The organism is Pseudoselenomonas caprae, from assembly GCF_008271345.1.
Lineage (GTDB): Bacteria > Bacillota > Negativicutes > Selenomonadales > Selenomonadaceae > Selenomonas_A > Selenomonas_A caprae.
This window is the reverse complement of sequence record NZ_VTOZ01000003.1, coordinates 17308-32927: the sequence shown is the minus strand read 5'-3', so window position 1 is coordinate 32927 and position 15620 is coordinate 17308. Positions and strand designations below refer to the sequence as shown.

The 15620-nt window shown below is 54.8% G+C and carries 11 protein-coding genes; 3 read left to right on the top strand and 8 right to left on the bottom strand.

All coding sequences use genetic code 11. The features are described 5' to 3' along the window. Positions 1–83 precede the first annotated feature (83 nt). The 6 genes from addA to FZ041_RS01860 form a co-directional block, all read right to left on the bottom strand. Positions 84–3998 (bottom strand): helicase-exonuclease AddAB subunit AddA, encoded by a 3915-nt coding sequence (gene addA, locus FZ041_RS01885; protein WP_149188349.1) that lies wholly within the window; start codon positions 3996–3998, stop codon positions 84–86. After that, positions 3964–7554 (bottom strand): helicase-exonuclease AddAB subunit AddB, encoded by a 3591-nt coding sequence (gene addB / locus FZ041_RS01880; RefSeq protein WP_149188348.1) that lies wholly within the window; start codon positions 7552–7554, stop codon positions 3964–3966. The genes addA and addB overlap by 35 nt, the downstream gene beginning before the upstream one ends. Before the next feature lie 71 nt (positions 7555–7625). Continuing rightward, a complete protein-coding gene (locus tag FZ041_RS01875) occupies positions 7626–8603 on the bottom strand; it encodes a phenylacetate--CoA ligase family protein (RefSeq protein ID WP_075441402.1) in 978 nt (325 codons plus the stop codon). 37 nt (positions 8604–8640) lie between these two features. Beyond that, positions 8641–9429 carry a CheR family methyltransferase gene (locus tag FZ041_RS01870; RefSeq protein ID WP_149188347.1) on the bottom strand — a complete coding sequence of 263 codons (789 nt, stop codon included), beginning with the start codon at positions 9427–9429 and terminating at the stop codon, positions 8641–8643. 129 nt (positions 9430–9558) lie between these two features. Then, entirely contained in the window at positions 9559–10002 is a 444-nt protein-coding gene (locus FZ041_RS01865) for an Hsp20 family protein (RefSeq protein ID WP_149188346.1), read from the bottom strand. A gap of 87 nt (positions 10003–10089) precedes the next feature. Beyond that, positions 10090–11535, bottom strand: a complete 1446-nt coding sequence (locus tag FZ041_RS01860) for a DUF438 domain-containing protein (protein WP_149188345.1) — start codon at positions 11533–11535, stop codon at positions 10090–10092. 222 nt (positions 11536–11757) lie between these two features. On the opposite strand from FZ041_RS01860, the gene FZ041_RS01855 reads away from it, so the two are divergent. From FZ041_RS01855 to FZ041_RS01845, 3 genes are read left to right on the top strand one after another with little or no spacing between them, the layout of a single operon-like run. Further along, a complete protein-coding gene (locus FZ041_RS01855; protein ID WP_149188344.1) occupies positions 11758–12684 on the top strand; it encodes a LysR family transcriptional regulator in 927 nt (308 codons plus the stop codon). Then, entirely contained in the window at positions 12666–13253 is a 588-nt protein-coding gene (locus FZ041_RS01850) for a chromate transporter (RefSeq protein WP_149188343.1), read from the top strand. The genes FZ041_RS01855 and FZ041_RS01850 overlap by 19 nt, the downstream gene beginning before the upstream one ends. A 12-nt stretch (positions 13254–13265) precedes the next feature. After that, positions 13266–13835 (top strand): chromate transporter, encoded by a 570-nt coding sequence (locus tag FZ041_RS01845; protein ID WP_149188342.1) that lies wholly within the window; start codon positions 13266–13268, stop codon positions 13833–13835. 1 nt (position 13836) lies between these two features. Here the strand turns inward: FZ041_RS01845 and cbiE are convergent, their stop codons facing one another. Then, complete coding sequence (cbiE, locus tag FZ041_RS01840; protein ID WP_149188341.1) at positions 13837–14487, bottom strand: precorrin-6y C5,15-methyltransferase (decarboxylating) subunit CbiE; 651 nt, start codon at positions 14485–14487, stop codon at positions 13837–13839. Continuing rightward, positions 14469–15581 carry a cobalt-precorrin-5B (C(1))-methyltransferase CbiD gene (gene cbiD / locus FZ041_RS01835; RefSeq protein WP_149188340.1) on the bottom strand — a complete coding sequence of 371 codons (1113 nt, stop codon included), beginning with the start codon at positions 15579–15581 and terminating at the stop codon, positions 14469–14471. Before cbiD ends, cbiE begins: the two co-directional genes overlap by 19 nt. Positions 15582–15620: the final 39 nt, after the last annotated feature.

Below are 15620 nucleotides of genomic sequence, written 5' to 3'. Positions count from 1 at the left end.
ATCAACCCCTTCTAAAAATATCTTTTCAGAACAATTTGCTTTCGGCAAAGGCTTTGGCTATGGCTGCTGATACTTTTCCTTATTCATTTTCCCGTTTCCTTTAGCCTATCCATAGCCACGAAACTGCCATTTTGCAGCAGATAGAGATACGTTTTGTCTACCTTTCGGCCCAGGATGGCCTCCACAGCCTGACGGTACAAATCCAGCTGAATCTGATAGCGCTGCCGGATACGGGCCGCATCGGTCAGCCTGTCGGTCTTATAGTCAATGAGGATTAATTTTCCGTCTGCCGTTTCCACCAGCAGGTCAATAACCCCCTGTGTAAACAGCAGCTCTCTTTCCTCCTGCACTTCGGGATAGAAATCTTTTGCCCTAAGCATCCGGCTGAAGGGCAGTTCCCGGTAAACCGCGGGAGCTGTCAGCACCTGCTGCCCGATTTCCGACTGGAAAAAGCTCTGGATGCCCTTAATATAGACAATTTTTCCTGCTCCTTCCGGCAGGATTCCCCTGGCTTCCAACCCAGCCACCTGACTTTTGATGCCAGCAAAGCTCAAATCGCCATGGAAGTCCAGCCGCTGCATCACCGTATGCATGATGGTGCCCCGCTCCATCGGCGAGAGTCTTTTATCCTGTTCCTGCATAAAACGTGGCCGTGGCCAAGCGGCTTCCTCCACGTTTGACAAGTCAATATCTGACTTGTCAATTTTTGACTTGTCACTTTCTGACTTGTCATCCTCGAAAGCTTCCTGTTCGCCTTCCTCATTCCGTACAATCAATTGACGGGCATTAGGCAGATCATCGTCCCATTCCTGGCTTATGGCAAAGCGCCGCTTTATCTCCGTTACCGTAAGCTTGGCTGGAACGCTCATAAGGCCCCGGTCAGGATAAGTCCAGTCCAGCATAGCCTCTACCGTTTCCCTTTCCGGAGATGCCGGCATCGGTTTTAGGGCAAGGGCAGCCTGCAGTAGTTCATCCTGACTGCTTTCCGCAGCTGCCGTTTCGCTTACCTCAGCTGCAGGATAAAGATTTATCTGCAGCTGGGCCGCAGGCTCCAGCTCCTGTTCCAGTGCACAGTCCTCGCTAATCCCCGCCATTTCCCGCAGCGTCTTTCCTGCACTATGACGGCTCAAGGCTAAGGCCACCCAGTCAAGGTAACTATCGGCCCCCATAATGACAAAATCCGGCAGCTGCGCCTCCTTCCTAGCCACATAGCGGCAATAGCCTTGGGCTTTTTTCTCAGCACTTTCCTCAGCGATAACGCCAGTCAAAATCAATTTTTCACGGGCGCGGGTCATGGCCACATAAAGGATACGCATTTCCTCCGCCTTGGACTCGGCGCGGATTTTAGCCGCTACCGCCTGCCATGGCAGGGATTTATAGATTTGCCGCCCCACCTGCGACCGCTCGGCAATGCGCACACCAATTCCAAGTTCCTTGTGCAGCAAGAACGTGCCCGTAGCATCCCGCAGATTAAACTTCTTAGCCATATCCGCAACAATGACCACGGGAAACTCCAATCCCTTGCTGCGGTGGATACTCATGATGCGCACTACGTTTTCGCTGGCCCCCAAAGTACGGGCCACCGATAGATCCGTATCCCGCTTCTTGAGATTTTCGATAAAGCGCAAGAAACGGAAGAGTCCACGATAATTGCTGCGCTCATACTCTGCCGCCCGATCTGCCAGCATGCGCAGATTGGCCTGACGCAAAAGACCGCCTTTAAGACCGCCCACATAATCATAGTAGCCGGTCTCCCGATACAAGAGCCAGATAAGTTCAGGCACACTGTGGCTTACAGCGTAGCTGCGCCATTTGGCCAGTTCTGCTTGAAATGCCGCAGTGCGGGCCGCAAGTTCCTGCGGCATTTCGCTGTCCACCGAAAAGCTGGCCAGCAGGCCATCATACAAATCGCCCGTAGCCGACGCCAAACGGATTTTGGCCAGTTCCTCCATGGAAAAACCGCCAATCGGCGAAGCCAGCACCGCTGCCAGCGGAATATCCTGACGTACATTGTCGATGACTGTGAGCAGGGCCAGCACCAGCCGCACCTCTGCCGCCTCAAAGTAGCCGCCATCTACCTCCGCATAGGCGGGAATACTGCTTTTCCGCAAGGCTTCGAGCAGGATGCTGGCCTTGCCGCTGACTGCCCGCAGCAACACTGCAATATCCCGGAACTCCAGCGAACGATAGGTATCGCTGTCTTTATCGAGGACCATATAGCCCTGCTCCATCAGCTGGCCGATGCGCCTGGCGATATAGGCCGCCTCCAGTTTGAAGCCGGACAAATCCTCGGTATCCTCCTCACTAGCATTTTCCGCCGATACTGTCTTTTCCTCCGGACCGCCCCGCAGGACCAAATCCAATTCCATAGCACCATCCGTCCCGGCAAAGCTATGCGTATGAGCAGGATAATCCTTGCCAGGATAAAGCTTGCTGTTGACATCGTATTCTATTTCAGCTGCCCCTCTGGTCATGATCTGGTCAAAGATAAAATTAATCGGCGCCAGCACCTCTTCCCGGCTGCGGAAGTTCTGCTTCATATTGATACGCTGATTCTTATCTTCTGCCGCTGGTTTTTCGGGGAAACTATCGTACTTGGCCTGAAAGAGATAGGGATCGGCCAGACGGAAACGATAGATGCTCTGCTTCACATCGCCAACTGTAAAGCGGTTGTTCTCGCGGGCAATGAGATTCAAGATAGCCTCCTGCACGCCATTGGTATCCTGATACTCATCCACCATGATAGACTTATATTTCTCCTGCAAGGAGCGCGCAGCGGGACTGTGCATAACCGCCCCCGCTTCGTCATAAGCACAGAGGATTGCCAGCGCAAAATGCTCCAGATCGTTGAAATCCAGAATGTTGCGCTCCCTTTTCGCTTCCTGCAGCGCCCTGCCAAAATCCAGCGCCAGCTGCACATAAATCGAAGCTGTCCGCTGGTTGGCCGCAATATCTTCCGCAATCTGGGCAGCTTCCTGCCCCAGATAATTATCGGCAAATTTTTTCAGGGCTTTCTTTACCGCGTCCCGCCGGCCGTTAAACTGTTCGCGGATGTCCGGATAGAGATTCTTGAGATCGTTATAGATTTTTCCCCGCATAGCCTTCCAGGAGAATTTGCTGACCTGCCGGACCAGTTCATCCCACGTTTTTCCGCTGGGATTAGCCTCCAACACGTTAAAGGCTTCGCGGATGGCATCGAGCCCCGCCAAATCCTGCTGCATCAGCTCAGCATAAGGCTGCCAGGCCGCAGGCAGGGCCGGATCATCCTGCCCCTTGCCCAAGGCGGCGGCTTCCTCATACTGGCTGATAACTGCCAGCAGGCTGGCCCGCATCTCCGGCACTGCCGCAGCCAGCCATGGCGAATTGGCAAGGTTCTCATCCTGCCTTGCCTGCTGGCTCTGCAGCCACTTTTCCGGAAACGGCTGGCTCTGCGCAAAAGTATGAAGCCTTAACACCGCCTGCTTGACTTCCTCGTCTCCTTTTTCATCGCCATAATCGTCCATAAAGGAAATAAAGCCCTCCCAATCGGGCAGTTTTTCTGCCTCCAGCGGGCGTTCATATTTTTCTGCCAGCATGGCTTCCAACGTATCGTTTTTGAGCAGCACTAACTCCTGTTCACTTGCCAGACGGAACTTTGGATCTACCTCCAAGGCATCGATATGTTGGCGGATAAGCCGCTGGCAGAAGGAATGAAAGGTGCAGATATCGGCACCAGTCAATAGTACCATCTGCCGTTCCAGCCGGGCAGCAATTTTCCTGTCGGTTACTGCTGCTAATTCCGTTTCCAAAGCAGCCTCAATGCGCTCACGCATCTCGGCCGCCGCCGCGTTGGTGAAGGTCACCACCAGCAGTTCATCCACATCCAGCTCGCCCGCAATGAGCTGGCGGATAATGCGCTCCACCAGCACCCGGGTCTTACCGGAACCGGCGGCAGCAGCCACCAGGATGTTGCGGCCCCTGGCCTCAATGGCCGTCTGTTGGTCCTTGGTATATGGCATGAGCTAAATCCTCTCTTCCAATCTTTTCCGCCATACGGCGTTCCATTTCTTCCTCATCAAAATTGCTCACCTCATGGTAGGCAAAACCTGCAATATCCGGCTCAAAACCGCAGAGCACCCGGTAATTGCAATACGTGCAAGCCGTGCGCTTGGGATTTTTGTCATAGCAGCACGGACTTATGCGGATATCCCCGCCCAAAATAGCACGGCCAGTGTCCTTCAATATGTAGTCCACATACCCCAGCATCAGTTCAAATTCCTGCTGGGTGCGGATATAGTGGCCTTTGACGGTGTTGCTGTCCAGCTCCCCATCCTTTTTTGTCTGCGGCTTGATATGCTCCAGCTCCGCATCAATGCTGCGGATTACTTCCATATCCGCCAGCACCCATCCAGGCATGGTGAGCTTCTTTTTGATTGCCGCTTGCATTTCCTCCGTGGTCATCCGCCGATCTGTGACTATGCTGGGATTATGGAGCAGCGCATAGAGAATCCCAGCCGGCAGCCGCTCCGTTCCCTGCTGTTTCAAGAGCTGCTGCCCTACCAGCAGATATACCAACAGCTGCAATTTGAGCCCATAGTAAACTTCAAAGAGATTGATGGCGGCCTGGCCGCTCTTGTAATCGAGAATCAAGAAATAGGGATTTTCCTGATGCACATCCAAACGATCAATCTGGCCTTTCAAGGACAAGGAAAAACCGCCCCCCAATGGCAAAGGTGTCAGCTGTACCCGGTCGCCGCCATGGCCAAAGCCTTCCTCAAAGTAAGCAGGCTGAAATTCCGACATAGCTGCCCAGGCAGAGAGATGATTGACCGCCTGCAGGGCCGTGTCCGCCATACGCCGCTTGTAATGACGATAGTCGGGACGGCTCAAGAGGATTTCACTCTGCAAACGCGGCGCAATTTCCTCCACCAGCTCCTGGCAGATTTGCCCCCGTTTTTCCCAGGGTACATCCTGCCAACGATGCTGATAATCACGCGCCACCATTTCCCCATATTCCCGCAGGACTTCATGGAGAAGCTGTCCTAAGTCCATCTGCCGGAACTCATAAGTACGCCGTTCCTGCAGTTTGAGGCCATAGCTGGCAAAGTGCGCAAAGGGACAACGGCGGAACTGCTCGAACTGAGTCACACTGCCCCGCAGGAATTTTCCCCGCAGGAATATTGCCTGCGCAAGCTCCGGAGATATTTCTCCTACGGGAGCTAGCGGTGCTAACCCCGCTAGTGCCAACTGCAGCGGCCGCTTTCGTTCTGGCTGATGCAAGGCCCAGTTATAAACATCCTGCCAAAAAACATCCATCTTCCCTTCGTCCCGCCGCCCCCGCAGCGCACTGGACAGCCCCGATAGCGCCGGGCCGGGAGCAGCCAGCTGCAGCATATCGTGACGGCCCAAAGTCTCCAACGGAATCGATAGCAGTTTGAGCTTAGGGAAGCACTGCCTTAGCTTTCCCACCAAAGCAGCGGGCTGCAGGCCATTTCCCTCAGCATCAGCCAAAGCATAGGACACCCACAGATACTCGCCGGCTTCATTAAAACCGCGGTAGAGCAGGAAGCGCTCACCAAAGCTGCGTTCCTGTCCCCCGCGGGATATCATGGGCGCTTCGCCTTCCTCTCCGGGCATTTGCGCCAAAGCCTCGGCCAGATGCAGCCTGTCCGCATCGGTAAACATCCCCGTCTCACCAATACGCCGGGGCATGATCCCAGCATTGGCCCCCAAGATATAAATAGCTCTGGTGCCCGCCAGGCTGTTCTGGTCAAAGGATGCTACTGTCACATAGTCAAGCCCGGGCGGAATCAAAGACAGGCTCACGGCATCCAGGCCATCCCCGAGCACTGCCGCAAAATCACTAAGGCTCATCTTTTCCTGGCCGCTGATTTCCACCAGCTGATCGAAAAAGTCCATGATGTCTTCCCAAATCTGCCGGTGTTCGGCGGCATCGGCCAGGCGCCCTTCAGCTTCGGCCATTTCCTGCCACTTTGCCAGATGAGCAGGCACCTCCAAGTCTATCAGCAAATCATAAAGCGCCGTAACTTGACCGGTCACATCTTCTGCCTGCCGGATTGACTGGTCAAAGCGGGAAAGCGCCGCCACGGCCTGCCGCCGCAGGCCGTCCACCAGCGCCAAACGCTCCTTGGTCTCCGCGTCGGCTTCCTCTGTCTCTTCCTCCAGCGAATACCGCCGGTGCCAGTTCCAATCCGCCTCTTGCAGCCAACGCTTGCGGCCCCGCAAACCAAACTCCAGCACATAATTTTCCAGCTTATCGACATCCTCCCGTACTAACGGGAAAAAACCTGTGCGCAAGCAGCGAAAGATGTTTTCATAATTCCAGCCTCTCTGCACCACTTCCAGCCCCGAGCGCAAAAGCTCCGCCAGCGGATGATGGATGCTCTGGCGCTTGCCATCCTGAAAGAACGGAATGCCATAATCCTGAAAAACCAACGGCAAAATGCCATCATAATCCTCGGCATTGCGGATAAGGATGCCAATTTCCCGATAGCGGTAGCCTTCCTCCCGCACCAGCCGCAGGATGTCTGCCGCTGCCGTTTCAACCTCAATACGGCGGTTGGCAGCCTCCACGAGCCGTAATCCCTGCGGTACTTCCTCACTGGCATCAGCCTGGCTGAATAAATTTTTCTCAAGCCAGCTAAGTGCAGGATTCTTAGCGCGATGATTCTCTGTCAACAAGGTTACCGGCTGCCCAAAAACAGCCTGCTCCGGCGCAAAACGCTGCATGAGCCGGCAAATACTTTCCATAGTGCAGTAAGGACGGTTAAACAGCCCCGTCTCGCTGGTATTCTCCGTCAGCTGGAAGTTCACCTGACCACCAGGCAGATTTTCTCCCATCATCGGCAGCGTGATATGGACTTTGGCTGCGCTGGCAAGGATTGCAGCCAACACATGCATCTCTTGCGGATTGAAAAACACAAAGCCGTCAATCCAGACTTCAGCGCCTTGCATAAGCCCGGCCTCAGGAATCTTCTCCGCCAGTATGTTCATCAAATCTTCCGCATCGCTTTTACGTCCATCCATGGCGGCAGCAAACTCATCCGCCAAAGTGCTGAGCTCCCGCACCTTGCCCGAGAGACGCTCCTGGCCTGTCCCCACCATGTCTGCGGCCTGCCGCAAAGTATCCGTAGAGAGCCGATAACTCTTCATCTCCTTGATGGCATCCGACAAGGTTTCCGTAAAGCCCCGCTGACGTGCCGCCCGGGCAAAGACCGTCAGATCCTTGTCCTTCTGGTGCTGAAGCAGCAATTTTTGCAGGAGCAGCCGCCGTCCCACGTCGCTGATACGAGGCAACTCCCCACCAGTTTCCATTAAAATTTGCCGGGCAAAGCGGCGGAAACCGAAAACATAAGCACGGAAAAAGCCCTGGCCATTTTTCTCCATCATGGTAGCCAGTTCCCGCTCCACCTTATAGGTCATATGCTCGGGCAGCAGCAGGATAAGCGCGGGCCCCAAGGGCTCCTGCTGCATCTTTGCGCGCATCGCCGCCAGACAGGCCTGGGTCTTGCCCGTGCCTGCGCGGCCAATGATGAAATCTAGTTTTGCTGTCATGATAACCTGCCTTTGCCAATATCGATCACAAAAGAAAGGACATATCCCCTTGCAGGAATATGTCCCTTTGCCTACATAAAAGAAAACGGTGTCGTGACTCGGCGAAGTGTCCGGCCGCAGCGGCATTCTTCGGTCTCCATCATCACGGCCTGTCCGGTGCGGTAGCGTATCAGCGGCATGGCCTCATTCATGAGGCTGGTAAGCACCAGCTCACCCATCTGATGCGGTTCCGTTACCACCTGGTCGCTGTTGAAGGCCACAATCTCTGGATAATAATAATCTTCCTGGATATGATAGCCGTTATGTGCCTCACAGGGATACAGTATGCCTGCCGTCCCGAGTTCCGCCGGTTCATAGAGATTGAACACCTGCGCCTTGGTGCGATCCTGGATATGACGCTGCATCGGATTCTGCACCCCCTGCGTATTGCAGCAGATGACACGGTTCAGCGGGTAGTCCACGATGTTCTTGCCCGTTGCCTGCAGCTGGATGATCAGCTGCATGATGAGCTGTGGCGTGCTGACCAGGGTATCCATGCTCATAAGCTCCATCAGACGGAGCCATTGCCGGTAATCTGTGCCCATCGGCACCACCGTCGAGCCGATCAGCTCCAGCGCATACTGGATGTCCAGAAGACGGCTGTCAGACATATCGCCCTGCAGGGCCACAATCGATGCATTTGTGATGCCCGCAGCCACCAGGCAGCGCGTCATCATCTCGACATTATGCGCAATATCCCCATTGGTATAGAACTTGGTGATCTCGCCGGTTTCCTGCTGCATCACATTGAAGCGCAGGATCCCCGAAAGCGGCATCGTCAAGATATCAAGCGAATCAACACGATACAGCATATTTCTTTCCAGGAACGGCAATTTGGCAATGTCCGCAAGACTTTGGATATCCGCAGCGGATACGCCCTTTTCCGCAAATTGTCTTTGGTAGAACAGACTCTTCTCCTGCGCCCATTTGATTTGCTTCTTCAGCCGTTCGAGCTGCAAATCCTGCAGCTTCTCTCTATCCAGTTGTTCGATCTGTTGGTTCGCATACATGTCTTAGCTCCGTTTGACTTTATTGTTTATGTTTTACCTACGCTAACGGTTTCTGGTAGAAGAACGGCTGGAAGCTGGTATAGCCCAACTTGCGGAAATTGAGGATTGCCTCAGTAGCACCGACAAACAGGATACCGCCCGGTTTCAGGGCCTTGAAGAAGTTCGCATACAGCTGATCCTTGGCCTCTTCTGTGAAATAAATGACGACATTGCGGCAGAGAATGAGATCAAATCCTTCCTCAAACTTGTCTTTCAGGAGATTGTGCCGCTTGAATTCGATGCAGCTCTTGATTTCCTGTTTGACCGCGAACTTATCACCGTCGACTTTATCAAAATACTGTGCCCGACGCTGTGGCGTCATGGCCTTGATTTCGTTGTCCGTATAGATGCCCCGTTTTGCCTTGGCCAGGATTTCGACATCCAAGTCGGATGCCAGAATGCGATGACGCGTATTCGGCGTCATCTCCTTCATGATGATTGCCAGCGAATACGGCTCTGCACCGATTGAACAGCCTGCACTCCAGATATTGAGTTTTGGCGAACGCTTGAGCAGATCCGGAATGACGTCTGTTTCCAGCTTGCCGAATTTCTCCGGCGTACGGAAAAATTCCGATACGTTGATTGTCAGATACTCGATAAAAGCAGCGAAATCATCCTTATCCTTGGCTGCATTATCAAAATATGCACTGTAGGAATCCATACCAGCGCGCGTGACCAGATTGCCGATACGGCGCTTCATCTGCGGCTCTTTATATAGATCAAGATCGATTTCCGTCTTCGCCTTCAGTTTCCGTTTGAATTCCACCCAGTCTTTTTCATCCATCATAGATAGTCCCTCCTATTTCCTCTGTCAGACCTCCGTCAGGAAAGCCTTCCGATACTACATCTCTTACCGTATATTATTCCCGCTATACCATAAAAATCCTGCTGGGAACAAGAGGAACCGTAAAATATTTTAATCGATATCGAATACCGTGCGATTATCGCATTCCTCCTCCTTCGGCATCATGATATGCAGGATACCGTTCTCATACGAGACACTGACATCCTCTTTCTTGATGCCATCAATCAGGAAAGTGCGTTCAAACTGGCCGCTGCGGCGTTCCCGGCAGAGATATTTCACCTGCATCTCGTTTTCAGGACGTTCGGCCCGGATGCGCAGGTAGTTGTTGTCGTCATAGGAAACGTTGATCTGTTCTTTATAGAAGCCTGGCAACTCGGCAAACAGCTCATAAGCCGTCTCGGTGTCAATGACATCGACGCGGAACGGCGACAACGCGCTGCTGACTTTCCCCATCGGATTGAACGGCTGATCTGCCATGAACTCCAAGGCCTTCTCCAATACTTCGCGTCCACGCTCAGCATTTTCCCGCAGATTGAAAGGTATCGTCCGGAACATAAAAATCGCCTCCATATATAGACTACATGTTTCTGTCAGTTCTATTATAGAGGCGTTTTCTGAATTTTTCAAGATTCGAGCCAACGATTACTTGCGCGGCGGGAATTTGGCGAGGATGTGACTACAGTCCTGTACGACCTCGACCGTGCCGATATAGCACTCGTCCGCATCATAGACGGCCATGTACTTCACCATGACCGGCTTGCCCATGATATAGCGGGCCACTTCAAGGGAATCACGTTTCTTCGCCTTGAAATCAGCCAGCAGATTCCTGACGACCGGAACGATCTGCGGCGGATGGCAATCGTAGACATCACGGCCCAGTGCTGCCTTGGGACGCGGAAAAATATTGCCTTCATTGATGAAAAAACGCAGCTTGTCGTTTTCATCGATAAATGTGATATCGACGGGCAGTAGCGACAACATCGCCCGCAGCTGCTTGACGGTGAGCTCGCCTGTCGGCAGCTGGATCCTGCCAGCAAGAATCTCCTGCTCGCTCAGCCGTTCAAGCTCAGCCGCTGCCCAAGCTTCCCCCTCCGGCCAGATAGCGGGCTCAGCCACAAATGCGATCCCCATCTCAGGGAAATCGCGGTAGACACGCTTCCACTCCTCCGCTGTGAAGTAACGCAGGCAAAGCGGGAAAAGGATGCGTTCTTCTTTGTAGATCATCTCCCGCGTACGCTGCGCCAAAGCCGCAATGCGTCCCTTGTAGATGCGCACATTGTCTTCATCTTCCTGCACAGCGCGCGTCAGCACGCCGAGTTCCTTCTTGATCTCATCATCGACGCCCCACATGACCTGCGACGGCCCTGTCACACCATAGTTGTAGAGCAGCGGCATCAGCAGCTCTTCCTTCTTGGCATAATGCGCCCGCACACCATGGAAAGCCCGCAAGGCCTCAACCACCACGCCAGTCTCCGGATTGCTGCCCTCACACTGCCTGGTGATGGTGTCAAGGACCTTCTCCAGCCCTGTGTTTTCTTCCCGCAGCAGGCTCAGCGGATGTCCAGCCGGCAAATCTCGGCCGGTAAAGTCCTCCATCTTGGCTGCCTGCGCCTTGAGCTCCTCCTTTATGACTTCGGCCTCCGTCCGGCCATGGAACATCGCTGCGTGCACATCGCAGAGCTTCTGTACCTGGCACATGGGTACACCGCTTTTTATGAGCTCCTGCTCCGCTGTCGCGATCTCCAGCGCTGATACGCTTGCGAACTCACGGACGAACTCTGCCCGCACAGACTCCAGCTCTTCTCCCTGGCTCAGACGCTCGATATAGCTGCGCAATTTTTCCTTGCGCGCTTCATCATCCGCATAGCCTGTAACCGTAAAACCACGCTCCTGCAAGACCGCAATAACTTTTTCCAGCGGCACACCCTTGACCGCGGCTCCGCGCGGTAGGGTCATGATATTGCCCATCACCTTCAAAGCCAGCGGATTCATGATCTTGTCAAAGCCCAGCTCTGCCAGGATATCCCGCAGCTCTGGATACATATTCACCAATTCACCTACCGTAAGGTTCAAATCGATTTTCTTCATAGCGGCTCCTTCTAACCCACGCATCATTCATCTTCTGCCTTTATTATAGCCATTCTCTCCGCCTGCGTCTGTTGCATTGGTTACACTTGCTCCTCCGCTATCCTTGTCCGGCAGCTTGCATTCCGGAGGCCGATGCAGTATGATAAGACCAGAGTGATATGAAAAAAATATCAACCATTAGATGTATATATTATTTTTGTATAGAAAGGATATCGTAATACTATGGACCTCAAGCAGTTGAAGTATTTTTTGACCGTTGTCGATGAACGGCAGATCACCGCAGCTGCCCGGAAACTCCACATGGCACAGCCGCCCCTTTCCCAGCAGATGAAATTGCTCGAAAGCGAACTGGGCACCGAGCTTTTCAAGCGCGGCCCCCATCATATCGAGCTCACAGATGCAGGCCGCCTGCTCACCCGGCGGGCCCAGCAGCTGCTAGCCCTGGCCGATTCGACCAGCCGTGAGATTGCCGATCTCTGCCAGGGACTGCGCGGTACGCTTGCCATCGGCACCATCTCATCTTCGGGCAGTATCCTGTGGCATCCCGGCCTGCAGCGCTTCCAGCAGCAATACCGGGATGTCCATTTCGAGATCTACGACGCCAATACCTATCAGCTCATCGAACTGCTGGAAAAAGGCGTCATCGAGATTGGTATCGTGCGTACCCCCTTCAATGCCAGCCAGTTCCACTGTGCCTATCTTGAACCAGAGCCGATGATTGCCGCCATGACAGCCGGTCTTGACTGGTGCCCCGAGCGTGATATCATCACGCTGTCCGAACTCGATAAACGCCAGCTCATCATCTATCGCCGGTTCAATCAGGTACTCAGCAATGCGTTTACCGCTCAAAACATCCAGCCGGAAATCTATTGCCGCAACGACGATGCCCGCACGACGATCCTCTGGGCCAATGCCGGCCTTGGCATCGCCATCACGCCGGCCTCGGCGGCCAATCTTGCCGCCCACGAGCAGCTCCATATCAAGAAGATCGACGAGCCATCGCTTGCTACGCGCATTGCCATCATCTGGCGGCGCGATGCCTATCTCTCAAATCTCGCCGAAAAATTCCTTGCCGCACTCAATATTCCGGCTGACGGTTCTAGCCAGCCACTCAATCAGGAGGTACACCTATGTCCAACGAAGAAATGAAATCCGTTGCCGCCAGCTGCCCCAACTTCTATTGGAAGCTCTTCCAATCCACCTTCCTCATCAGCGCCTTCACCGTCGGCGGCGGCTTTGTCATCATTCCGCTGCTGCGCGCCAAGTACGTCGATGAATACGGCTGGCTGACCGATAAGGATACCTTGAACCTTGTCTCCATCGCCCAATCGATGCCCGGTGTCGTTGCCGTAAACGCCTCGATCATACTCGGCTACCGCATGGCCGGCCTTGCCGGTGCCCTCACCGCGCTGGCGGCGACGATCCTGCCACCGCTCATCACGCTTTCTGCCATATCCTGCGCCTACAGCTGGTTCGCCAGCAATCCCTATGTACGCTATGCACTCAAGGGCATGCAATGCGGTGCCACCGCTCTGATTGTCAACGTCGCTATCGATCTGCTGCAGAAGCAAGTCAAAAAAAAATTGCTGCTCCCCCTGGCCATCATCGCTGGAACTTTTCTCGCCAATTTCTTTTTTGATGTCAACATCATGCTGCTCGTCATCATCGACGGCATCATCGGCTTATTGTTCCTGCGTGACCAGAAGTACAGCAAATAAGGAGGTCTTGTCATGATATACTTGCTTTTGTTTTGGGAATTCGCCAAAGTCGCCATCTTCTGCGTGGGCGGCGGCTACGCTTCGATGCCCCTGATCCAGTCTGCCGTCGTCGACACCTATCATTGGATGAGCCTTGGCGAGTTTGTCGATATCTTCACGATCTCCCAGATGACCCCAGGTCCGATCGGCATCAACGCCGCCACCTTTGCAGGGCAGAAGATTGCAGGTTTTGGCGGGGCTGTCTGTGCCACCGTCGGCTTCTGCACACCGTCGCTCATCATCGGCATCGCGCTCACGCGGCTTTTTTTCAGCTATGGAGATATCGGCGCGATCCGCGGCATCCTCAATGGCCTGCGTCCAGCCGTCGTCGCACTGATTGCCGCCGCCGGCATCAGCTTCATCGTACTGGCGCTCTGGAATACGGAAACGCTGCCCGCCGACCTCACGACAATCGACCCGCTGGGCATCATCATCCTCACAGGCTCGCTTGTTGCAGTACGCCGCAAGATCGGCGTCATCCGCCTCTTGGCCGGCTCCGGCATCATCGGGCTGCTGCTCGGCATTGCCCAGCAGTACCTCTGATTCAGCCCTCGGCAATCAGGATGCCGCTTGCATAGGCAGGCAGCTCCATGGCCTCGCCGAGGCTGACCGTACGTATCTCTTCATCCGCATAGGACAGCCGCGTGCAGATATGCAGCTTGGCATCCTTCGGCCACCCTTGCTCAATGAGCAAGGGTGGTATTGTTTTGGAGTTCTGCTCGCCATCGGTCAGCATCCCCAGGACAGCCCCCGGTTCATAACACAGCGCGGACGCTGGCGGACGGCGGCCGTGGAAGCTCACCAGCCGCGCATCGTGCCAGGGCAGCGCCAGCCGCGCAAAGGCCAGCTGCAGCGCGCTGATGCCAGGAATCACGGCAATCTGTTGCGCAGGGAAATTGCGCCGCAAGGCATCGAGCAACGAATAATAGCCTGGATCGCCGGAAACCATGACCACGACATCATGCTGGTGAAGTTCCCGCTCAATGAAGGCCATGACCCCTGCGATATCACGGGTGACAGCTAGCGTCTGCTGCCCGCTTGCCGCTGGTGCTGCAAACTGGGCCAAGGCCCGCCGTCCGCCGACCAGCGCCTTGGCCCCGGCAATCGCCTGTTTTGCCAGCGGCACCATATAATCGGGATTGCCAGGCCCGATTCCCGCGACAACGATCCTATGTTTTACTGCGGCATTTTCCATCCGAATCCCTCCCCGATCTCTCTGGCCGTCGCATCCATTCCCAGCAGCTCACCAGCCAAAGTCACCATGACGGTACCGACCTTGAGCTTCTGGAAAAGATAACGCTCCGCCCGCAGGCTTGCACGCTCGGCCAGTCTTTGGCATACCTTTTCCTGCAAGCCTGCCTGCTGCAGCACGACGAGCGCGTCTTCGGTCGTCGTGGCAGCCAGCAGCTTACAGACCTCTGCCTGCGGCAAGCCTTCAGCAGCACCATACGCGGCCAATGTCTCCAAGCGGCCATCGGCGATGCGGTTATGCGTATAGAAGACGCCAGCCGCCACCTTGCTGAGCTTGCCAATATGGCCAAACAGCAACACTCTTTGGACCTTGCGTTCAGCCGCCGCCTCGAGCATGAAGCCGATGAAATTGCTCGTCTGCACCATTGCCGCCGGCGGCAAGCCCCAGCCAGTCGCAATGCGCTCCCCGATCTTACCAGGGACGAAGATCAGATCTGCAAAGCCTGCGGCTCTGGCCACATCAATCTGCGGCACCAGGGAATTCTTGAACCCTTCCTCCGACATCGGCCGCAGGACACCAGTCGTGCCGATGACGGAAATCCCTCCCTCAACGCCGAGTATCGGATTGAGCGTCTGCCGTGCCAGTTCCACGCCAGCGGGGATTGCAATCGTGACCATCAGCGCCACCTGATCCGTCCCGAGCACTTCCGCCACCACATTGCGTATGAGCTGCCGCGGCCCTGGATTGATGGAAGGTTCCCCTACGGGGACAGACAGCCCCGGCTTGGTCACCGTGCCAATCCCTTCGCCAGCCCGGAATACGATTCCGGGCTGCTCCTGCTCCAGCCGCCGCACCGTCGTGAATACCGACACACCATTGGTGATATCGGGATCATCGCCCGAAAATTTGACAACCTCAGCCGTCAGGCCTGCCTCTGTCCGCTCAACGGCCTTGACGGGAATGACTAGCTGCGTACCATCAAGCGCCGTGAGCTCGATCTCCTGCCAGCTTTCGCCGGCTGCAAACAACAGAGCTGCCTTGACGCCAGCTGCCGCACATGCACCAGTCGTATAGCCACTGCGCAATTCTTTTGCCACTACTCTCACCTTCCTCAAATCTTTCTCCTAAAACAGCCC

What these genes read in the sequence shown, in the direction of transcription:
- cbiE (WP_149188341.1), bottom strand. Translation starts at nt 14,487, where the DNA reads ATGGAAAATGCCGCAGTAAAACATAGGATCGTTGTCGCGGGAATCGGG.
- FZ041_RS01870 (WP_149188347.1), bottom strand. Translation starts at nt 9,429, where the DNA reads ATGATGGATGAAAAAGACTGGGTGGAATTCAAACGGAAACTGAAGGCG.
- addA (WP_149188349.1), bottom strand. Translation starts at nt 3,998, where the DNA reads ATGCCATATACCAAGGACCAACAGACGGCCATTGAGGCCAGGGGCCGC.
- FZ041_RS01855 (WP_149188344.1), top strand. Translation starts at nt 11,758, where the DNA reads ATGGACCTCAAGCAGTTGAAGTATTTTTTGACCGTTGTCGATGAACGG.
- addB (WP_149188348.1), bottom strand. Translation starts at nt 7,554, where the DNA reads ATGACAGCAAAACTAGATTTCATCATTGGCCGCGCAGGCACGGGCAAG.
- FZ041_RS01860 (WP_149188345.1), bottom strand. Translation starts at nt 11,535, where the DNA reads ATGAAGAAAATCGATTTGAACCTTACGGTAGGTGAATTGGTGAATATG.
- FZ041_RS01850 (WP_149188343.1), top strand. Translation starts at nt 12,666, where the DNA reads ATGTCCAACGAAGAAATGAAATCCGTTGCCGCCAGCTGCCCCAACTTC.
- FZ041_RS01865 (WP_149188346.1), bottom strand. Translation starts at nt 10,002, where the DNA reads ATGTTCCGGACGATACCTTTCAATCTGCGGGAAAATGCTGAGCGTGGA.
- FZ041_RS01845 (WP_149188342.1), top strand. Translation starts at nt 13,266, where the DNA reads ATGATATACTTGCTTTTGTTTTGGGAATTCGCCAAAGTCGCCATCTTC.
- FZ041_RS01875 (WP_075441402.1), bottom strand. Translation starts at nt 8,603, where the DNA reads ATGTATGCGAACCAACAGATCGAACAACTGGATAGAGAGAAGCTGCAG.